The sequence below is a fragment of the Methylovulum sp. genome, from assembly GCF_028687615.1.
Taxonomy (GTDB): Bacteria; Pseudomonadota; Gammaproteobacteria; order Methylococcales; family Methylomonadaceae; genus Methylovulum.
The window spans coordinates 1-21,743 of sequence record NZ_JAQTZU010000037.1 but is presented as its reverse complement, the minus strand read 5'-3'; the positions used below and the strand labels follow the sequence as shown (position 1 = coordinate 21,743).

19 protein-coding genes are annotated in these 21,743 nt (G+C 49.7%); 7 read left to right on the top strand and 12 right to left on the bottom strand.

The annotated features are described in order from the left end of the window. Positions 1-254: 254 nt before the first annotated feature. The 6 genes from PHH59_RS15595 (at position 255) to PHH59_RS15570 (ending at position 5,611) form a co-directional block, all read left to right on the top strand. Positions 255-380 carry a lipoprotein gene (locus tag PHH59_RS15595; protein WP_300018317.1) on the top strand — a complete coding sequence of 42 codons (126 nt, stop codon included), beginning with the start codon at positions 255-257 and terminating at the stop codon, positions 378-380. A gap of 6 nt (positions 381-386) precedes the next feature. Further along, positions 387-1,634 (top strand): diaminopimelate decarboxylase, encoded by a 1,248-nt coding sequence (gene lysA, locus PHH59_RS15590; protein WP_300018314.1) that lies wholly within the window; start codon positions 387-389, stop codon positions 1,632-1,634. A gap of 4 nt (positions 1,635-1,638) precedes the next feature. Then, positions 1,639-2,511, top strand: a complete 873-nt coding sequence (locus tag PHH59_RS15585) for an Rpn family recombination-promoting nuclease/putative transposase (RefSeq protein ID WP_300018311.1) — start codon at positions 1,639-1,641, stop codon at positions 2,509-2,511. Positions 2,512-2,527: 16 nt separating this feature from the next. After that, a complete protein-coding gene (uvrC, locus tag PHH59_RS15580) occupies positions 2,528-4,363 on the top strand; it encodes an excinuclease ABC subunit UvrC (RefSeq protein ID WP_300018308.1) in 1,836 nt (611 codons plus the stop codon). Beyond that, positions 4,353-4,916 carry a CDP-diacylglycerol--glycerol-3-phosphate 3-phosphatidyltransferase gene (gene pgsA, locus PHH59_RS15575; protein ID WP_300018305.1) on the top strand — a complete coding sequence of 188 codons (564 nt, stop codon included), beginning with the start codon at positions 4,353-4,355 and terminating at the stop codon, positions 4,914-4,916. The genes uvrC and pgsA overlap by 11 nt, the downstream gene beginning before the upstream one ends. 83 nt (positions 4,917-4,999) lie before the next feature. Continuing rightward, positions 5,000-5,611, top strand: coding sequence for a TetR/AcrR family transcriptional regulator (locus PHH59_RS15570; RefSeq protein ID WP_300018302.1), 612 nt, complete (start codon positions 5,000-5,002; stop codon positions 5,609-5,611). A gap of 274 nt (positions 5,612-5,885) precedes the next feature. Here the strand turns inward: PHH59_RS15570 and PHH59_RS15565 are convergent, their stop codons facing one another. The 5 genes from PHH59_RS15565 to PHH59_RS15545 form a co-directional block, all read right to left on the bottom strand. Next, a complete protein-coding gene (locus tag PHH59_RS15565; RefSeq protein WP_300018299.1) occupies positions 5,886-7,214 on the bottom strand; it encodes an alginate export family protein in 1,329 nt (442 codons plus the stop codon). 170 nt (positions 7,215-7,384) lie between these two features. Then, a complete protein-coding gene (locus tag PHH59_RS15560; protein ID WP_300018296.1) occupies positions 7,385-9,142 on the bottom strand; it encodes a nitrate ABC transporter ATP-binding protein in 1,758 nt (585 codons plus the stop codon). A 136-nt stretch (positions 9,143-9,278) separates the two neighbouring features. Further along, a complete protein-coding gene (locus tag PHH59_RS15555) occupies positions 9,279-10,295 on the bottom strand; it encodes an ABC transporter permease (protein ID WP_300018293.1) in 1,017 nt (338 codons plus the stop codon). Between the two features lie 128 nt (positions 10,296-10,423). After that, positions 10,424-11,815 (bottom strand): CmpA/NrtA family ABC transporter substrate-binding protein, encoded by a 1,392-nt coding sequence (locus PHH59_RS15550; protein ID WP_300018290.1) that lies wholly within the window; start codon positions 11,813-11,815, stop codon positions 10,424-10,426. A 648-nt stretch (positions 11,816-12,463) separates the two neighbouring features. Beyond that, positions 12,464-13,357, bottom strand: coding sequence for a LysR substrate-binding domain-containing protein (locus PHH59_RS15545; protein ID WP_300018288.1), 894 nt, complete (start codon positions 13,355-13,357; stop codon positions 12,464-12,466). Positions 13,358-13,860: 503 nt separating this feature from the next. Between PHH59_RS15545 and PHH59_RS15540 the strand changes: the two genes are divergently transcribed. After that, positions 13,861-14,772, top strand: a complete 912-nt coding sequence (locus tag PHH59_RS15540; protein WP_300018286.1) for a hypothetical protein — start codon at positions 13,861-13,863, stop codon at positions 14,770-14,772. 32 nt (positions 14,773-14,804) lie between these two features. On the opposite strand, the gene PHH59_RS15535 is transcribed toward PHH59_RS15540, so the two are convergent. The 7 genes from PHH59_RS15535 to PHH59_RS15505 form a co-directional block, all read right to left on the bottom strand. Beyond that, entirely contained in the window at positions 14,805-14,972 is a 168-nt protein-coding gene (locus PHH59_RS15535; RefSeq protein WP_300018284.1) for a hypothetical protein, read from the bottom strand. Continuing rightward, positions 14,953-15,996: a TOBE-like domain-containing protein gene (locus PHH59_RS15530; RefSeq protein WP_300018282.1), complete on the bottom strand. Its 1,044-nt coding sequence runs from the start codon at positions 15,994-15,996 to the stop codon at positions 14,953-14,955. Before PHH59_RS15530 ends, PHH59_RS15535 begins: the two co-directional genes overlap by 20 nt. Before the next feature lie 58 nt (positions 15,997-16,054). After that, positions 16,055-16,897: a sulfate ABC transporter permease subunit CysW gene (gene cysW, locus PHH59_RS15525; RefSeq protein WP_300018280.1), complete on the bottom strand. Its 843-nt coding sequence runs from the start codon at positions 16,895-16,897 to the stop codon at positions 16,055-16,057. Between the two features lie 209 nt (positions 16,898-17,106). Then, on the bottom strand, positions 17,107-17,934 hold the full coding sequence (gene cysT, locus PHH59_RS15520) for a sulfate ABC transporter permease subunit CysT (protein WP_300018278.1): 828 nt from the start codon (positions 17,932-17,934) through the stop codon (positions 17,107-17,109). Between the two features lie 173 nt (positions 17,935-18,107). Further along, a complete protein-coding gene (locus PHH59_RS15515) occupies positions 18,108-19,112 on the bottom strand; it encodes a sulfate ABC transporter substrate-binding protein (protein WP_300018276.1) in 1,005 nt (334 codons plus the stop codon). A 241-nt stretch (positions 19,113-19,353) separates the two neighbouring features. Further along, positions 19,354-20,889, bottom strand: coding sequence for a porin (locus tag PHH59_RS15510; RefSeq protein WP_300018274.1), 1,536 nt, complete (start codon positions 20,887-20,889; stop codon positions 19,354-19,356). Between the two features lie 131 nt (positions 20,890-21,020). After that, positions 21,021-21,200 (bottom strand): YezD family protein, encoded by a 180-nt coding sequence (locus PHH59_RS15505; protein ID WP_300018272.1) that lies wholly within the window; start codon positions 21,198-21,200, stop codon positions 21,021-21,023. Between the last annotated feature and the right edge of the window lie 543 nt (positions 21,201-21,743).

Below are 21,743 nucleotides of genomic sequence, written 5' to 3'. Positions count from 1 at the left end.
ACAACTTCAACCTGAAACTCAGGGCTGTTGGACGTAAGACCCCTTTTGATGCCGTCCTAAAATGGTATGATGAAAAACCAGATATTTTTATTATTAATCCTAACCATTTAAATGTGGGACTAAACAGTTAGTGAGTTTTTTTCGTGCTTTTCGTGGACAATGCGTAACATCAGTTAAGTAAGGACGTTTCTTTTCCAATCCCTTGCCACTTTAAGCTAACATATCGCCTCATCAACATTATCGATGCCAAGAAAATGAAGCATTCTAAATTTATCCTATTTTTACTGTTAAACTTGTTACTAGCCGCTTGCGGTCAACCGGGACCGCTTTATTTGCCCGATAAAACGCCGCCCGCTCCAATCGAAACCCCAAAAAAATAACGAATCATGGACTATTTTAATTATCGGAATAATGAACTGTTTGCCGAAGATGTGGCGGTGCAGGACATTGTTTATCAATTCGGCAGCCCTTGCTATATCTATTCCCGCGCCACGTTGGAGCGGCATTGGCGGGCGTTTGACAGCGCGTTCGGTAGTACGCCGCATTTGGTTTGCTATGCGGTCAAAGCCAATTCCAATCTGGCCGTGTTGAATGTGCTGGCGCGTTTGGGTTCGGGTTTTGATATTGTCTCGCTGGGCGAAATGGAGCGGGTGCTGGCGGCGGGTGGCGATGCTAAAAAGATTGTGTTTTCTGGTGTTGGCAAACGCGAAGATGAAATTCTCGCCGCATTAAAGCTGGGCATACGTTGCTTCAATATCGAAGTCAGCGGCGAATTGGATAGGATCAATAGGTTGGCGGGACAACTGGGTGTGGTTGCCCCCGTGTCGTTCCGCGTCAATCCTGATGTCGATGCCAAAACCCATCCTTATATATCGACTGGGCTGAAAGAAAATAAATTTGGTATCGACATCAACACCGCACTTGCCGAATACCGCCGCGCCGCCGCAATGCCGCACATTAACATCGTCGGCATTGATTGCCATATCGGCTCGCAATTGACTGAAACCCGCCCGTTCTTGGATGCGCTGGATAAATTGCTGGAGCTGGTCAACAAATTGCGCGATGAAGGCATCCATCTGCATCATGTGGATTTGGGTGGCGGTTTGGGCATTTGTTATAAAGATGAGCAACCACCGCAACCTGCCGATTACATCCAAGCCGTGTTGGCGCGATTAGGCCAGCATGATTATGAAATTCTGTTGGAACCAGGACGGGCAATTGTTGGCAATGCCGGGATTCTGGTCACGCAAGTTGAGTATTTGAAACCGACGGCGAACAAAAACTTTGCCATTGTCGATGCGGCGATGAACGATTTGGTGCGCCCGTCTTTGTATAGCGCGTGGCAAGCCATCATCCCGGTCAAACCGCACGATGACGCACCGGAAATGCACTGGGATATTGTCGGGCCAGTTTGCGAAACCGGCGATTTTCTAGGTAAAGACCGCGTGTTGAAATTGGCGCAAGGCGATTTGCTGGCGGTACGTTCGGCGGGGGCTTATGGATTTAGCATGAGTTCCAATTACAATTCCAGGCCGCGTGTCGCCGAGGTGATGGTCGATGGCGGTGAATGCCATTTAGTCCGAGCGCGGGAAACCTTGGCGCAACTGTGGGCGGGCGAACAATTATTACCATAAGACGATGAATTTCCTAGATATACGCACTGATTTTGCCTTTAAAAAAGTCTTTGGCAGCGAAGGCTCCAAAGATATTTTGCTGAGTTTTTTGAACAGCGTCATCGACTTCAACGGGCGTGTCATCAGCGATTTGACGATTGTTGACCCGTACAACATCCCGATGCTGAAAGGCATGAAAGACACGTTCGTCGATGTCAAAGCCGAACTCAACGACGGCAGCCGCGTGATTATCGAAATGCAGGTGTTGGGCCATGAAGGTTTTGAACAACGGATTTTGTACAACGCCGCGAAAAATTATTCGACGCAACTGCAACAAGGCCAAACGTTCAGCCTGCTCAATCCGGTCATTGCACTGACGTTGACCGATTTTGTGCTGTTCCCAGGCCAACCTTTAATCAATTGCTTCAAATTGCTGGAAAAGGAGCGTTTTATCGAATACAGCGACGATATTGAACTGGTGTTTATCGAACTGCCGAAGTTTGAAAAAAATGAAGACGAGTTGGAGTCCGTACAAGACAAATGGCTGTATTTCATAAAAAATGCCGGGAAACTCCACTACATCCCCAAAAACTTGGAACAAGTACAGCAAAAAGCCTTCGCCATCGCTAATGAAGGCAATTTGAGTCCAGAAGAATTGGAACTGCAACACCGCAAACGCGATTTTATCACCATTCAAAAAAGCGCGATTAGCTTGGCGTTGAAACAAGGCCTACAACAGGGATTGCAACAAGGATTGCAACAAGGCATTGCCCAAAACCGCCATGACACCATCCTCAATGCCCACCAAGCCGGAGTTCCGCCCGAAACCATCGCGCAGATTGTGCAACTGGATGTGGCTGAAGTTAAAATCATTTTGGCACAACTAGGCCGCGATTAAGCCCGCCATTCCTGACATGGAAGCCGCATCCTCTAACGTGTTTGACAGCACGGCCTTCTTAAAAAACCTCACCACCTTGCCGGGCATTTACAAAATGTTCAATGCCCGGGACGAGATCATTTACGTCGGCAAGGCGAAAAACCTCAAAAACCGCGTTTCCAGTTATTACAAAACCCAATCGGCATCGCCCAAGCAACAAGTGATGATGACCAAAGTCGCGCGTATCGAGGTGACGGTCACGCATACCGAGGGCGAGGCCTTGTTGCTGGAATGCCAGCAAATCAAACGCCACAAGCCGCGCTACAATATCTGTCTGCGCGACGACAAATCCTTCCCTTATATTTATCTCAGCGACCATGATTTCCCGCAAATCACCCTGCATCGAGGCGCGAAGAAAAAATCCGGCCACTATTTCGGGCCTTACCCTAGTTCCACCGCCGCCAAGGAAAGCCTGAAACTGTTGCAAAAACTGTTTCCGGTCAGGCAATGTGAAGACACGGTTTACAACACCCGCACCCGGCCTTGTTTGCAGCATCAGATAGGCCGTTGCACCGCGCCGTGTGTGGGTTTGGTCGATAAGGCCGTGTATGCGCAAGATGTCGCGCATACCGTGATGTTTTTGGACGGACAAGGCGGTGTGTTGATCGAGCGATTAGTGGCGCAAATGGAACAGGCTTCGGCGGCCTTGGAGTTTGAACAAGCCGCCGCATTCCGGGATCAAATCGGACGATTGCGCACGGTGTTGGAAAAGAATTATGTGCAGGGTGAAAAAGGCAATGTCGATATTATCGCCTGTGCCAGTAAATTGAATATGGCCTGCGTACAAGTGTTTTTTATCCGCAACGGTCAGCAATTGGGCAATAAGGCGTATTTTCCGAATATGCACGGTGAACATGAACCCGGTGCGGTGCTGCAAGCGTTTATCGCCCAATATTACCTAGACCGGCCCGCACCTAATGAGCTGATCGTTAGCCACGAATTGGAAGAAATTGAGTTATTGACCGAAGTGCTGGGCAACCAGGCCAAACATGCCGTGACCATTTCCCCGCGTGTGCGCGGCGAGCGGGCTAAATGGCTGGCTATGGCGATGACCAATGCCGAATTGTCTTTAGCAGCGAAATTCGCCGACAAACAAAGCTTGCACGGACGCTTCCTGAGTTTGCAGCAACAATTGCATTGCCAGGAAATTCCTAAGCGTTTGGAATGTTTTGACATCAGTCACACCCAAGGTGAACAAACCGTCGCGTCCTGCGTGGTGTTTGACCAAAACGGCCCGGTCAAATCGGCCTACCGCCGCTTCAATATCGAAGGTATCACGGGCGGCGATGATTATGCGGCGATGCACCAGGCGGTATTGCGGCGTTTCAAACGCCTGCAACAAGGCGAACACCCCGCGCCGGACATTTTGTTCATCGACGGTGGCAAAGGCCAGGTCAAAGCGGCGCAAAAGGCACTAGAGGAATTAGCGATAAACAATGTTATGATAGTCGGCGTTGCCAAAGGGCCAGATCGGAAACCTGGCATGGAAAAGCTGATTTTGGTGGCTCAGGAACAGCCGTTAGATATTACGGCAGGAGCCAGCGGACTGTTGTTGATCCAGCATATCCGTGATGAGGCGCACCGTTTTGCGGTAACAGGACACCGGCAACGTCGTGGTAAAACGAAAAAAAAATCCAGTTTGGAAGGCATCACCGGATTAGGGCCTAAACGTCGGCAACAATTATTGAAGCAGTTTGGCGGCTTGCAGGGAATTGCCCAGGCTGGAACCGATGCGCTTTGCAGTATAGCTGGCATTAGCCGACCATTGGCACAACGAATTTACGAGCATTTTCATCATCAAGATGGCAATTGAATTTAATTTACCGACCAATATCACCTTGTTACGGATCGCCCTGATTCCGTTATTGACCGTGGTTTTTTATTTGCCTTGGCAATACGCCAATATCGCTTGCACGGTCATTTTTATCATTGCCGGCTTCACCGATTGGTTGGACGGATATTTGGCGCGAAAAATGAATATGGAAACCCCGTTCGGTGCGTTTTTAGATCCGGTCGCCGATAAATTGATGGTGGCGATGGTGCTGGTCATACTCGTCCAGCAACAGGCGTCGCCGTATCTGGCGATTCCGGCCGCCGTCATTATCGGGCGGGAAATTACGATTGCTTCGTTGCGGGAATGGATGGCGGAAATCGGACAACGTGCCACCGTCAATGTCTCCCAATTGGCAAAATGGAAAACCGCCGCGCAAATGATTTCTATCGGCTTACTATTGTATCGGGAAGACCTGTTGGGTATTCCCGTCAATGACATCGGTTATGTATTGTTATACATTGCCGCTTTTTTAACGCTTTGGTCTATGGTCAATTACCTAAAAGCCGCATTGATAGCCATAGCAAAAACCTAAAAATTACAAATCAAAGCCTGTGATTCTTTGATTTCACTCAAATTATAAGATACAGCCTATTGAATTGGCTGTGAAAGAAGAAAATGGAACAGGAACTAAACACTACTCAGACAAAATCTGAACAACAGAATGAAATACTCGTGGCGGCGCTCAAGCTGTTTGCTGAAAAAGGTTATTTCAACACGTCATTAACCGATATTGCCGAAGCCTCGGGTGTAAAAACCGTCAGTGCAATTTATCAGCATTTCAATAATAAACAAAGCATCGCCAATAAGCTCTATGAGAACATTCTCGACAGCCTGAACGTTTCCATTGATGATATCCGAAGACGGACACAAAAATCTTCAGAACAGTTACGCGGTGTAGTCGATCTGTTTTTCAAGCTGACCGATACGGCGCCGACCGTCATGACATTTTTGCTGGTTATGCCCGTCCACGAAATCCTTCCCGAACAAAAACCGCTTTTCGAAACTTCCGCGTTTACCAAAATCCTCAAAATCATCCAATCCGGTGTCCGTGCGGGAGAAATCCGCAATATTGACCCGTTGCTGGCCAACGCCTATTTTTTCGGTATTATCAACAACACCTTGCGTATGGTCCTGACAGGCGAGTTGAATAAATCAGCCGAGGCTTATCGGTCACAAACGTGGCTGGCGGCGTGGAATTTGGTGGCCAAGAAGTCGTCGGTTTTTTGATTATACTCTGGACGGTCAGGGTTTCGGTTTTTGGAGCGCGGTCATCTTGACCGCAACTGGCGGGCAGGATGCCTTTATGCCCCAGAGGGTACGCGCTCCTTCCCACTAAAAACCCAAAACGGTATAGCAAGCCATGAGTGGGTATCAACAGTATATGCCTTAGGCAGTACTGTTCTGTCCACCATTTTTGATATTTTGTATGATGTTTTTGGCATATCCAGCGCATATTCCCGCATGGGCACAATAAGCATGTGCCCATCTACATATTCTGCAACTAAAAACTGATATTGCCTTGTAACCAGATTTTTTGGGTGTCGGTGCTTTTAAAACTGGGATCGGCATCATCACCGACCTGGTAATAAGCGTATTTCGCCAGCAAAGAATAATGTTTGCCGAATTTTTTCACTGCCTGGAAATTCCATTCGTCACCATAATCAAAACGTCCGGTGTCATCGGAATATTCATGATAAATACCGCTAAACACCAAATCCCCGCGCTGGAATGGCACCATCACCGTACCAAACACATCACGGATACCATTGTTGGGCGTGACTAAAAACAGGTCGGCCCAACCTTGGAAGGCGTGGTTAGTGCCTAAAGGCGTGTCAAAGTGTTTGTTCAGACCGGAACCGTCGAGCTGCTCCATCGCGCCTTGGAACATGACGTTATAGGCACTGACGCCCGCCATGACGTTGTAACGTTCCGCATCATAGGGAGTCGGGCCACTTTCGTAATCGCTTTGATGGCTCCATTCCGCCGTATACACCACACCCAAATCGTCAGTGATTGTGTAGGAATCCAGCGGTTTGGTGCAACAACTGGCTCGCAAGCCGTAAGTTTGGCTAGATTTTTCATAATTTTCTTTTTCGGTGTAATCCAGCCAATAGCCATAAGCGATTAAATTACCTATATCACCCATCTTATAATTCAGGTTAAGGATAGGGGCTTGGATGTTTTCGGTAGTGCCGACAAAAGTTTGCACATTGGCGATATAGCCGACATTGGCAACCAGGCCAAACAAGGTTTGGTTATTGTGCGTGATCAACACGGAATCATAAGTCGTTTCCATTTGCCGCCAGCCGACGTTACCGATGAAACGGTCATCGTCCAGCTTGATGCGCTGGCGTCCGACTTTAATGATATGGTCGGGAATGCCTGTGTAGGCCAGCCAGAACTGGTTCAGCTCGCTACGGTCAGGGTCGGCGACCCTGGAAAACAGCGGCGGGTTGACGTTGGGCAAGGTGTCGTAATAGTCATCCTGCATTGCCAGATTGCCTTCGTATTCGGCATAAGCCTGCAAGCCTTGCCATGTGGGGGTCAAAAAACCCAAGCGCAAACGGGCGGTGTTGGCGTTGGCGGTTTCCGGCTGTTTGGCGGCAGGCAGGACGGTTCCGGTAGGCCCAAAACGGTTGTCTTCATTGACGTTTTCATAGCGGTAATTCAGGTCAAACTTGATCGCGCCATTGTGTCCGTAATGGTAAAAGTTCAGCGCGTCTTCAACTTGTTGCGTCAGTCCGGCAGACACCGGCAAGCTGGCGGCGGACAGTGACAATAACGCGGCGGTGATTGAACCCGACAAGATTTTTCTTTGTAGCTTAGGCATAAAGCCCCCTTGGTTTTTTGATGAAAAAGATGGTCAGGTGTAGGGTACGCTGTGCGTACCACCAACGGCGTGGAAGGTACGCACAGTGTACCTACTGATTTGTTTATAAAGGAAAATGGGATAAGTAGACCTGTCAGGTTTTAAAAACCTGACAGGTCTAGCTGGTTTTATCAATGGGTATGCTCACACTCGGTTAAAAAACTCAGGATGCTTTCGCGGTAACGGTAGTAATCATCATGCGCCAACAAAGCTTTGCGGGTGCGCGGGCGCGGCAGGTCAATTTCTTGGATTTTGCCGATTTTGGCGTGCGGGCCATTGGTCATCATGACCACGCGGTCGGCGAGCAAAATCGCCTCATCGACATCATGGGTCACGACAATTGCCGTGACGTGGGTGCGTTCCCACACTTCCATCAGCACTTCCTGCAATTCCCAGCGCGTCAAGGAATCCAACATCCCGAACGGCTCGTCCAACAACAATAATTTGGGCGACAAGGCAAACGCCCGTGCTATGCCGACGCGTTGGCGCATCCCGTTGGACATGTCACCCGCTTTTTTGCGTAAGCTGTCGCCCAGGCCGACGCGGGTCAGGTAGTATTCGACGATGTCTTCCCGCTCGGATTTCTTGGCATGGGGATAGACTTTATCAACGCCGAGCATGACGTTTTCAAACGCCGTCAGCCACGGGAACAGGCTAGGGGCCTGGAACACCACGCCTTTATCCGGGCCCGCGCTGTCCACTTCGCGGTTGTCGAGGATGATGCCGCCTTCGGAGATAGGCGTTAAGCCCGCCGCCATCGACAATACCGTCGATTTGCCGCAACCGGAGTGGCCGATGATGGAAATGAACTCACCTTTTTTCATCTTTAAATCAAAGCCATCGACCACTTTTACCGTGCCGTTGCCGTTGGCTTTTGGGTAAATTTTCGACAATTGCGAAAATTCCATATAACGCGGCCTGCCCAAATGGTCGGGTTCCGGCTTTAGGGAGGGTTGGGCTTGTTGCCAGTCATGGCTGGTGTTGGGGCGGACATTAGGCAAGATGATTTTATCGGCCTGGGTGTCCTGGGCTTTCGCCATGCCGATGTCCATCAAATATTGGGTGATTTTGGCACGCAGGCGTTTGAATTCGGGGTTATGGTTCAATGCCGTCCGGTCCCGGTCACCGCGTTCGATACTGATATGAAAATCAGGGCCGAAAGTGGCATCAGGCCCAGGATTGAGCGGAATGACGCGATCCGCCATGTAGATGGCTTCATCGACATCATTGGTGATCATAATCACGGTCTTTTTTTCCTGCTCCCAGATCGACAAAATCTCATCTTGCAGGTTGCCGCGCGTCAACGCATCTAACGCGCTGAGTGGTTCGTCCAGCAACAGGATGTCAGGGTTCGCCGCCAAGGCCCGCGCCACGTTCACACGCTGGCGCATACCGCCGGACAGTTCCGCAGGCCGTTTGTCCATCGCCGCGCCCAAGTTCACCATGCGCACATATTTTTCGGTATGGGATTTACGTTTTTCGGCAGGCCAATCTTTAAAAATTTCATCGACCGCCAAAGCGACATTTTCAAACACGGTCAACCACGGCATCAGCGAATAATTCTGGAACACGACCCCCCGGTCAGGCCCAGGTGCGGTGATCGCTTTGCCTTGTTTCAATACGTCGCCGCTGTCAGCCCGGATCAATCCGGCGATTGTCGAAATCAACGTGGTTTTGCCGCTGCCGGAAAAACCGACGATGGCGATAAATTCCCCGTCTTTAATCGACAAATTGATGTTTTTTAAGATAGAAGTCTTCTGGCTGCCTTCGCCGTAGGATTTGCAGACATTGATCAATTCCACCAACGGCAATTCAGGGTCGTTGGAAGGGTGTACGGGTGTTTGTGAAGTCATTGATGAATTAACAAGTTTGAGTTTGACGGCGGTCATAACAGGCTCCTTAGCAGTGGCTTTTTGTCCACGAAAAACACGAAAAGCAAGTTTCGTAGGGTACGCTGCGCGTACCATGCAGTTGGAAGTTGTGATTTTTCGTGCCTCTTGTGCTTTTCGTGGACGATTAGATTTCTTACAACGCCCGCCCAAAAGAGAAGACTTTTTGGAAAGACTGCATGATGCGGTCGAGGATAAAGCCGATGATGCCGATGGTGAACACCGCGACCATGATGCGGCCTAACGAATTGGAACTGCCGTTTTGGAATTCATCCCAGACGAATTTGCCCAAGCCGGGGTTTTGCGCCAGCATTTCGGCGGCGATCAGCACCATCCAACCCACGCCCAGCGACAATCTCATGCCCGTAAAAATATAGGGCAGGGCGGATGGCAAGATGATTTTCTGGATTTGCGTGACGTAGTTGAGGCGCAAGACTTTGCCGACATTGACCAAGTCCTTGTCTATAGATGACACGCCGACCGCCGTATTGATCAACGTAGGCCACAGCGAGCACAGCGTGACCGTAATTGCCGAAGTCAGGAAGGATTTTTCAAACCAGGAATCATCGGTGGTCACATACACCGAACTGACAATCAGCGTGACGATGGGCAACCAGGCCAGCGGCGACACCGGTTTAAATATCTGGATCATCGGGTTCAGCGCGGTGTTGATGGTGCTGCTCATGCCACACAGGATTCCTAGCGGCACGGCGACCAGGGTCGCAATGACAAAGCCGGCAAACACAGTGTAAAGGCTGGTGAGGATTTGGTCCAGATAAGTCGGCTTGCCCGTGTAAGGGCGATGCTTGACTTCGGCATTGGGATTTTCGGCGAGCATCTTGTCATCACGGACGGCTTGGCGTTGGTAAAACTCCACTTCTTTTTGCCGCTCGGCGTAATGCGCATCCATCAACCCTCCCACCTCGTGCCAGACCGCCGCCGGGCCGGGGATCGCCCCCAAGCTGGTGTTGACCTTGGATGCCGAGAAGCTCCAAAGCCCCAAAAACAGCATGAAGGCGATGATCGGTATGCCCATGATCAGCCATAACTCGCGCAATTGTTGGTTGGGGTTTTCACCTGTCGCCAGTTTTACCAGCGGGACGAACCACGTCAACCCAGTGATATTTAAGAATTTGATCAGTTGATGGCTCATATTGGACTCTTAGCTTGGTGCGTTTGCACCGTTGGTAAATTGTGTCGTAGGGTGGGCAACGCGGTTCTGCCCACCGATATTTGAACAAAAGATGGGCAGAACCGCATTGCCCGCCCTACCGATCAAGCTTAATCAACCACCTTGCCACCGACTACTTTTTGCTGGCCTTTCAAGCCAATCGGGAATTGCGCCAGATACGCATTGGGTTTGTTGGCATCAAACGTGACTTTGTCGATAAAGAAGTTTTGTGAGGGTTTGATGCTGGTGTCAGCGGGAAAATCAGCGGCTTGGGCTTTGCCGTCGGCGACCAATTCTTTCGCCGCCGCCAGATAAATGTCAGGGCGATAGACTTTTTTCGCGGTTTCCATGTACCAGCCATCCGGTTTGGCTTCAGTGACCATGCCCCAGCGGCGCAGTTGCGTCAGGTACCAGACCGCGCTGCCGTAAGACGGATAGCTCGCACCGTTACGGAAGAAAGTGTTGAAATCGGGCAATTTGCGGACATCGCCTTTTTCGTATTCGTAAGTACCGTTCATGCTGTTTGCCAATACATCAAAGTCCGCGCCGACATATTGTTTTTGCGACAACATTTCGATGGCTTCCTTACGGTTTTTGTTGTTTTCATCATCCAGCCAAATCGCCGCACGGATCAGGGCTTTTATCACCGCTTTGTGGGTGTTGGGATTTTTGTCCGCCCAGGCTTTGGTCACGCCAAACACTTTTTCGGGGGTGTCGCGCCATAATTCATCATCGGTGACGACGGGAATGCCAATCCCTTTGAACACGGCTTGCTGGTTCCACGGCTCGCCCACGCAATAACCGTTGATGGTGCCGGACTCCATCGTCGCGGGCATTTGTGGTGGTGGCGTGACCGAGAGCAGGGCATCGGCGTTCAACTGCCCGGAAATATCTTGTGGCGGCGCGTAAAAACCGGGATTGATGCCGCCCGCCGCCAGCCAGTAACGCAATTTCAAGTTGTGGCTGCCGATAGGGAAAGTCATCGCCATATTGAAGGGCTTGCCTTCGCTTTTAAATTTTTCCACGACAGGTTTTAGCGCATCGGCTTTGATGGGATGCGCGGGTTTGCCGCCTGCCATCGGCACATTGGGTTTCATCAGCTTCCAAACCTCGTTGGAAACGGTGATCGCATTGCCGTTAAAACCCATGCTGAACGCGGTGACAATATCCGCTTGCGAGCCAAAACCGATGCTTGCTCCTAATGGCGCGGGGGCGAGCATGTGCGAGCCATCCAATTCGCCGCTGACCACGCGGTCCATGACCACTTTCCAGTTGGCTTGCGCTTCCAGTTGTACAAACAGGCCTTCATCTTCAAAAAAACCTTTTTCAAAAGCCACCGCGAGCGGGGCCATATCAGTCAGTTTGATGAAACCGAATTTCAGGTTTTCTTTTTCCAGATTGGCAACGACCCCCGCGCTGGAAGCAAAAGTCAATGTCGTCATGGCGGCAACGGCAGCCAGTGCCGATACCCGTTTTTTTAGTGTCATTCCGGTTTGTTTCATGATGGCGTTATCCTGTAAGAAATTTAGGGCAAAAAAAAACGTCTCGAAACCGAAGGCCGGAATGGCACATTCGGTTTGTCGACGCCTTTGTCAAATGCTCAACAGTGAGCTTAAGGTTTTGGTTCCGTCTTTAGAACCACTGGAATAATTAAAGCAGGACTTATGCCATTTTTAGTTTATGTTGTTTTATTGTTTTTTATTTTTATTTAAAAACAATGGATTGTTTAATTTACTTGGTGTTTTTCCAGATAATTAATCCGATAGCTGGTGCTTGGCAAGCGGGCATCATGCTTCACTTACGTGCGATATGCAGGATTTTTTGCACCAAATCTGAACGTATGGTGGTTATGGATGCTTAGTGCGCGGATGTATTGGGGCGGGGTTGCGGATAAGTTTAAACAATAATAGCTGATGTTATCGCCCTACGGCTGCTTGCTACGGCTGCTTGCTGGTTGCGGATAAGTTTAAACAATAATAGCTGATGTTATCCCGTGTCCACGGCCCGTAGAGTGCGAAGTGAGAAGGCATCTGCACAATCGGATTTGATAAAAGGGATAGCGGATGTTTATTGCCCCTTTCCCGTCCGTGTTTTTAAGGGTAGTGCTTGCATTTAGCACTCAGGTTTTGTGTATGGCTTAGGTTTTAACCTCAATGGTCCTTACCCGCCAGCAGCAATTCTTCAATAAAATGCTGGCTGTATAGGGGCAGGTAATTTTGTTTTAGATAAGCTATCTTGGTGCTTGAAAGCGGAATCAAATGCGATAAGTCGCGGGCGGCCAAGTCCTGGTCTATCTCGGCATCATAAGCCATTCCGGCAATAAGCCCGACTCCCATCCCCAGACGGACATAAGTTTTGATTACATCGGTGTCCGCCGCCGCGAGGATGATATCCAGTTCGCACCCAGATTTTTTAAACGCCGTTTCAATATTTGAGCGGCCGGTAAAACCAAAGCTATAAGTGAGTATCGGATAGGCCGCCAGCCGTTCACAGGTCAGTTCCCCTTCGCACAACGGATGGCCTTTGGGCATGACTACGCTGTGATGCCATTCGTAGCAGGGGAGGGTGACCAGGTCAAAATCGGCATCGACTTTTTCGGTGCAGATGGCAATATCGGCCTTATGGACGTGCAATTGATGGATCAGTTGTTCGGGAGAGGCTTGCACCATATAAATCCGGACGCCAGGATATTTCTGCCGAAACCGCTGGATAGGTTTCGGCAGAAAATATTTCGCCTGGGTATGCGTGGTGGCGATGTGGATAGTGCCCTGATTGCTGTCGAGAAAATCAGAGGCAATGGCCTGGATGTTGAGCTTGGCCTGGCAAATCGTCGTCACTTCCGCCATCACCCGCTGGCCCAACGGGGTCAACGCGATCAATTTTTTGCCGCTACGTTCAAAGATCGGCGAGCCTAATTCTTCTTCAAACAACTGCAATTGCCGGCTGACTGCCGATTGCACGACGTGCATTTTTTCGGCGGCCTTGGACAGGTTAAGTTGGGTTTCCTGCAAAATGCGTAACAGTTCAATCTGGCTTAAATTCATGGTTTGTGCCTTATTTTTGTAATGATGCTTGAGGCTGTGGATTAATTATCTAACTGATGTTACGCAGACATTTTCTACGATTTGAAAATAAATTGAATGATGAGTCGCTATCGCGACGTTTTTTTAATCGGGTTCTCGCACCCGAAGGCGAGATACACTGCAAAATCCATCCGTGGATTTTGCCCTTCGGGTTGGCACCAAATCCGCTCCCGGCGGATTTGTCTTTTGCGCCGCCAAAAGAAAGTATCCAAAGAAAAGGCGGCCCGTTGCCGCTGATGTCTTGCGCTCCTCGCATTTGTCGGGGGGCGGCAAAAGGGGCTTCCTGCCCCTTTGCCGCCGTGCGGCATCCTTGCCGCACCCCTCCGGGCTATTCCCGACAAATGCTGCGGTGCTCGACGCGGCAAATGGGATACAAACTACGTTACTGCGTAACGCAATATATCTAATTAAAAGATATTAAAATCTAATCATATCGTTTTATTAAAAACAAAAACAGCTTTACTATGTTTCCCATCAGCAAGGCATTGGCTTTGTTATGTCAGTTGGACATCATTAACGATATAAACCAGGAGAAAAATATGCCCTTACAGCAGTTGGTAAATCATTTCAATGACCGTTTTGAAAAGGAACATCATTCCAGTCTTCACCCTTTTATTTTGGAGAATAGCCGGGTCAGCGGGATTTTTGGCCCCATCCGTATCAGCAGTTCATTTACTCCGGTACGTTCTGCCGAAAACCATGACCAGCTTACCGGCCATATCGCGCAATTTTCGGTCGCGCCGTATGATGGTTTCCAGCATACATCGGCCAACTCACAAAACACATCGGCGGATTTCCAATCCATCATTAACCTTGACCGCTTATCAAGAACGGTGCACATGTTGAATTACCTGCCTTTTTCCCATTTGGGCGGGGTGTTGTTCCTGGATGTTGATCCACGCCATGTGGTCGGCGTCACCAGCAATCATGGTGCCTATTTTGAGGAGGTGATAGAAAAATGCGGTTTGGCGACCAAAAATGTCGTGATTTCCATCGCCGTGAATAATTTCTACGCCTTGAACCACGATGAAATTCTGGATGGCCTGCAAAATTACCGGCAACGCGGTTACCAAGTCGCGCTCAATATCGGTCACCTTTACACCGCCAATGGCCTAGTGGATTTGATCACCAAATTGTCACCTGATTACCTGCGGGTCAACGCGCCAGGTTCAGGCCATGATGATCTGGATGTGCAAATCACCTGGCCTTCCGCATTAAGCTCATTGAAAGAACTGATGGATTTGGTCGGTGGTCAAACCGTTTTGCAGCAAGTTGATGAAAAAGAGCAAGCTTTCATTGTTGCCACTATGGGCTATAAACTGGTGCAAGGTCGTTATTATGATCTGCTCTCAGTTGACCATTTAAGATGCTTGTGATGCCCTGATAGAAATCCTCCTAGCTCCGCCCCTTAACCCTCTTCATTAAAGAGGGTTTTTTTTATCCGTTTCTGAATATCGTTCCCACGCTCTGCGTGGGAATGCAGATATTGACGCTCCAGCGTTGTTTCACGCAACGCCTGCTCCCCTGTGTGGGAATTATGAAAATCCCCCGCCACACTAATGAAACCAATGTGCATTGCGGATGCGTAAACTCACCTTATCGCCTCGATTAAGCTGTAAACGTTTGAACTGTTCATTGGGCATTTCCGCATACACCGTGGCATTGTCGGCATCGGCGGCATTTTTGACCAGTTCGATACGGATCAATGCACCTAAATGCTGCCAATCTTTCAAGACCGCATGGGCGGATGCTTCGTCACTGGCTTTTTCCACGTCAATGTCATGCGGACGCACATGCGCCGTTTTTCCTGGTTTATCGTTGATAGGCAAACCTGAAGATTGCAGCCAGATGGTGTCTTGGTCATCGCCAGAAAACACATTGGTCTGACCGATAAACCGCGAGACAAAGGCATTCGCCGGATGGTCGTAAATGTCGCTAGGTGCGCCTTGTTGTTCGATGCGGCCATGATTGAGCACAACGACTTGGCTGGCGACTTCCATCGCTTCTTCCTGGTCGTGGGTCACAAAAATGCTGGTGACGTTCAGTTCATGATGCAGGTTACGCAGCCATTGTCGTAAATCTTTGCGGACACTGGCATCCAGGGCGCCAAAGGGTTCATCCAGCAACAACACGTCCGGTTCCACCGCCAAGGCCCGCGCCAAGGCGATACGCTGGCGTTGCCCGCCGGAGAGTTGGTCGGGGAAGCGGTCATGCAGCCAATCCAATTGCACCAGCTCCAACAGGGCATGGACTTTTTGGGTGATGTCGGCCTCGCCAGGGCGATGTTTTTTCGGTTTGACGCGCAGGCCAAAGGCGATGTTGTCAAACACGGTCATGTGCCGGAACAAGGCGTAATGCTGGAACACAAAACCGATGCCGCGATGGCTGACGTGTTGTTCGGTCTTGTCTTCGCCGTTCAGCACCACGCGCCCGGAATCGGCTTGTTCCAATCCGGCGATGATGCGTAGCAGCGTGGTTTTGCCGCAACCAGAAGGCCCAAGCAACGCGACCAGTTCGCCTTCGGGGATTTCCAGATTGATATGGTTAAGCGCGGCGAATTTGCCGAAATTTTTGCTGATGTTGGTAAGTATGATGCTCATGGTGTTTTCCTAAAAAAGTAAAACCTTTCAGGTCTTCAAGACCTGAAAGGTTTAAAAATTAATGCTTGCCCTGCCGCCATTCCAAAACCGATTTCAAGACCAGCGTGACGATGGCTAAACCCGCCAAAATTGAAGCACTGGCAAATGCGCCGACAAAGTCATATTCGTTATAACTGACTTCAACATGCAAGGGCAGGGTGTTGGTCATGCTGCGGATGTGGCCGGACACGACAGAAACCGCGCCAAATTCGCCCATTGCCCGCGCATTGCACAGCAACACGCCGTACAGCAAAGCCCATTTGATGTTCGGCAAGGTGATTTGGACAAACATTTGCCAACCGTTCGCGCCCAAGGACAAGGCGGCTTCCTCTTCCTCGCTGCCCATTTCCTGCATCAGCGGAATCAGCTCGCGGGCGACAAACGGAAAGGTGATGAACAAGGTCGCCAAGACAATCCCCGGCACGGCAAAAATGATTTTGATGTCATGTTCGGACAGCCAGTGACCGAACCAGCCTTGTGCGCCGAACACCAGCACAAAAATCAAGCCGGAAATGACGGGGGACACCGAAAACGGCAAATCAATCAAGGTGGTCAGCAAGCTTTTGCCGGTAAATTCAAAACGCGTGATTGCCCAGGCGGCACAGACACCCAGGATCGTGTTGAGCGGTACCGTGATCAGTGCCGTGAGCAAAGTCAGGCGCAACGCCGCTACGGCGTCCGGTTGCCCCAACGCGGTGATATACGCCGCCCAGCCTTTGGCGAAGGCTTCGGTGATGACTATCCATAATGGCAAACATAAAAACATCAGGATAAAACCCAATGCAATCGCGATCAGGCTCCATCTGATCCAAACCGGCTCTTGCAACGAATTTTTGATCAGGGTTTGGGTGGCTGCATTCATAATCTGATTCCCTTAATTTAAGGTTGAAAATTGTCCACGAAAACCAACAGTAGGCGCATTAGGCGACACGAAAAGCACGGAAAAAGAAAAGAACTTTTCAAAAATTATCACTGGGTTGAGACCTTTCAGGTTTTTAAAACCTGAAAGGTCTGCTTGTTATTTCTGTGAAAATTTTCGTGTTTTTCGTATCGTTCGTGGACATCATTTTGTCAAAGCTGCCCGGAACGTTTACGCACCCAGAGCTGCAATAAATTGATGACCAGCAGCATGACAAAAGAAATCAACAACATGGTCAGCGCAATCGCGGTGGCTCCTGGAATATCGTATTGCTCCAGCCGGGTGACGATCATCAGCGGGACAATTTCTGAAACATAAGGCAAATTGCCCGCAATGAAAATCACCGAACCGTATTCGCCGATGCCACGGGCAAAGGCCAGGGCAAAGCCAGTCAGCAGGGCGGGGAATATGTTCGGAAAAATGATTTTGACGAACACCTGCAAGCGGGACGCGCCTAAGCTGGCGGCGGCCTCTTCCATGGACGAATCGAATTCCTGCAACACCGGTTCAACGGTACGCACGACAAACGGCAGGCTGATAAAAATCAACGCCACGACGATGCCTAAAGGTTTGTAAGCGACTTGTACGCCGAAGCCTTGCATTAGCCATTGCCCGATCAGGCCGTTGGGTTGGTAAATGGTCGCCAAGACAATACCCGCTACGGCGGTGGGCAGCGCGAACGGCAAGTCAATCAGTGCGTCAAGCAAGCGTTTGCCCGGAAAGGAATAACGGACAAAGGTCCAGGCGATGATAAAACCAAAAATACTGGCGATGCTGGCGGCGACCAGCGCGGTGGTGAAACTGACGCGGAACGAGGCCACCACCCGTTTATGGGTGATGATGTTAAAAAAATCCTCGGCACTAAGCTCCATACTTTTGAAAAACAAAGTGCTTAAGGGGATCAATACAATCAGGCATAAATACACCAGCGTAAATCCTAATGTGGGCTTAAAGCCCGGCATGATATAACTTTTTCTCATGGTTTAACCTTCGGTTTTGTGGTCAGGTTAGGGGAGGCTTTACGCTGCTCCAGGATTACGGGACGGGTTAGCAATCCAAAAGCTCAAGGTGAAAATTCGTCCACGAAAAACACGAAAAAAACGTAGGCTGGAATTTCGTGATTTTTCGTGCCGTTCGTGGACTGTGCTTTTATTTAAGGCGCGTAAATCTGGTCAAAAATACCGTTGTCGTCAAAATGCTCTTTTTGCACCGCATCCCAACTGCCAAAGCGCTCTTTGATGGTGAACAGTTCCAGTTTTGGGAATAAGGCAATATCCGCCGCATCGGCGTATTTAGGTTCAATCGGGCGGTAGTAATGTTTGGCCGCCAATTTTTGGCCGGCTGGTGTGTACAGATAATTCAAATAGGCTTCCGCCAAATCTTTTGTGCCACGTTTGTTGACGACAGTGTCAACCACCGCCACCGGGGTTTCGGCCAGGATACTGGCAGGGGGCGCGACAATTTCAACTTGGTCGCCGCCCATTTCCTTGATCGCCAACAAGGCTTCGTTTTCCCAGGCCAGCAAGACATCGCCGATGCCGCGTTGCAAGAACGTCGTGGTCGCGCCGCGTGCACCGGAGTCCAATACCGGCACGTTTTTGTAGAGCTTTTTAATAAATTCCTTCGCCGCATCTTTGCCGCCGTATTGTTTTTCCGCAAACGCCCAGGCCGCCAGATAGTTGTAACGCGCACCGCCGGAAGTTTTGGGGTTGGGGGTCACGACAGACACGCCTTCTTTGACCAAATCATCCCAGTTTTTGATGGCTTTGGGGTTGCCCTTGCGTACCAAAAACACGATGGTGGATGTGTAAGGGATGCTGTTGTTGGGCAAGCGGCTTTGCCAGTCTTTGGGCAATAACTTGGCTTTGTCGGCGATTTTGTCGATATCGTAGGTGATCGCCAGGGTCAATACGTCAGCGTCCAAACCGTCAATCACGGCACGGGCCTGTTTGCCGGCACCGCCGTGGGATTGTTGGATAGCGACGGTTTCGCCCGTTTTTTCTTTCCAATATTGGGTGAATTCCTTGTTAAAGGCTTGGTACAGTTCACGGGTGGGGTCGTAGGAGACGTTCAACAAGGTCCGGTCGGCGAGGGCTGCATTGCCGACCAGCAGGCCGACAGCCAATGCCGCCAGTTTGAGTTGGGATGTAAAGTTCATGTGTTTTCCTTAAAATCAATCAGATGTAAGAATGGGTGCTACGCATTTGTCCACGAAATACACGAAATATTACTGTGAATTTGAAGCAAAAGGCTGAGGCTAAAAAACTTGGCACAGGCTTCTTAGCCCGTGCCACCCAGTTTTTCGTGCCTTTCGTATACTTCACTTCGTACTCTACGAGTCGTGGACAGTCGTTGGTTCTGCGTAACATGGAAGATTTGTACTTAAAAAAGGTTTGTACTTAAAATACGAGCTGCAAACGGGTGGCGAAGGTTTTTTCATCAGGGCGGTTAGCGCCGGATGCGCCACCGCCGCCAAAAGTGGTTTCTTCGTAATCCGCCATCAAGCGTGTGTTGTTGTTCAGGAACCAGTTAAAACCCACTGCCCAGGCACTGGCTTGGTGGATGAAGCCGCTGGACTTCAACAATTGCCCGGTGCTCTTATCAATGGTCAACTCACTAAAACGGCCTACCAACTGTAACGCGCCCCAACGGCCTTTAAACGGATCAAACGCCGCCCGTGGCTTGACGCTTTGGAAGGTGTTGTTTTCGCCCGTCAGCACATAAGAGGCTTGGATTTGCCAGGCCGAGTTGTCTTGCCGGATTTGTGGGGTTGCCGGGAGTTTGCTGGTGGCGTCAAGCCCCAGCAGTTTTTGCGACGAAAAGACATATTCGCCCATCAGGCCGTAAGGGCCGTAATACCAGTAGGCTTGCGGATAAATCCGGTAATGGTCGCCATTGGAAGCGACACTGCCCACGCCGGTATTCACCTTGGTGTAGTCGACGATAGTGTTTTGGCCTAACGCGGTCCTGAGATTTTTAACTTGGTTAGTGTTGTTGTCAGGCAAGTCATAGCTGGCGGCGATACCGACACCTAAGCCATCCAATTCGTCTATGCCGGAATTCTGGAAGGGATGCACCCACAAACGCCCCGCCACTTCTTTGTTGTCTTCACTCACTTTGTCGGTATCGGCACCGCCGTTGTCCCCTCCGCCGTTAAACACCCCGACTTCGTAAGTGGCGTAGTTCTTGAAATCAATCGGCCCGGCATATTCGGCTTTTTGTCCGGGCGCACCGAAACTGCCATGCAATTTGACGCCGTTATCGCGGTTGCTGGCAAGATAAGTCGGGAACGCGCGTTCTAAAAACGTGCCATCGGAATCGCCTTGCAAACGTTCCAAGCTCAATGGTGTTTTTTGCCGGCCGACATTCAAGGCGGCGTAATTCCAATAATGCAAGTCGACATAAGCGTCGGCTAACAGCGTGGTGCCGTTGCCAAAATCAGGCATGATCTTAAAATCGTTGTATTTCCAGAAACGGCCTTCCACCCAGATACGCGCTTGCCTAAGGTCGAAACGGTTGTCTAGTTTCGGAGCCGAGGTGTCGTCGATAAAAAAACGCGCATCCGATTGTATCGAAGCACGCAGACGCACAGAATTGTCGCCATCTGACGAGGTGAAGCTCACGCCTTTGCTGCCGACTTCCACTTTGGGTGCGGTTTTTGCCGCTTCTAGCGCAATTTCTTTGCTGACTTCGTTTTGGCGTTCGAGGATTTTTACTTTTTGATCCAGTGCCTGGACAACCGGGTCGGGTTTGCTGGATAGGGCGGGTGCGGCAAGATTGGGATTGGCACTTAACCGCTCTTCAAGCAAGCGCAAGCGTTTTTCCAGCATCTCAATCCTGCGGTCTTTTTCATCAGCCGTGGCTGTGTTTATGCTGGCTAAAGCCAACAGGCCGTTAATAGCCGCCGTCAGCAGCAAACGGTTTTGAGTTTTCATAATTTCACCTTGTAATAATTTCCGGTTGTCCGGTGTTTGATGATCCGGTTGTCCGGTTTAATTAAGTCTTTGACTTTCATGAATATCCTCGGTTGTCCGCTAGAATTAAGGCTGGGTGCTATTCGGTGAGATTACTTGTCCAATGCGTCAGGGCGCAGCTTTTCTTTCCGTTCAATCTGCACGACTTTGCTGTCGTGGATGACAATTTCAACGGAACCATAACGGATGTTTTCCAACATCAGTATGATTTGACGGGCAATCTCAATATTGCGTTGCTTGTGGTGGTGATTGCTGTCAGTTCCAGTTGCCATGTCGCTAATCTTATGTGGTTTGATCAGTTTAAATTCAGGCGAAAACGAAGCCTCGTTTTGCTGGAAAGCAGGATAAGCAAATTGATGATAATAATAAAGTGATAATATTAGATATATTTATCACATTAATAGATAATCAGCCTAAAGCCATAATGACTGACAAGACTTGTTTGGGTAGGCTTATTTTTACAACATGTGAAAAAAGACTGGCGAGTCAAACTCGTTTTTTCTGGAGTAAAAACCTTGGTTTGCATGCCATCCAGTCTAAACAACATACCTATTTGACCCAATGCTAAAAAATCTTCCTAGTATCTGGTATTAGGCAATAACGTGGTGTTATTTCGTTTTTCGTTCGCCGTGTCGAACACCGCAGCTTTTGAATAGCCGAAAGGTATCTCGCTAACATCAGTTAATATTTATACCAATCCCAACAAGTTTTCATATTTAAAGCATAGGATTATACTTGAGCTTTAAAGTAAAGACTAAAGAAAGGAGGCCGCCATCTCACGCCCAAAACAATTCCCCTTATCGCTCCAGGCACAT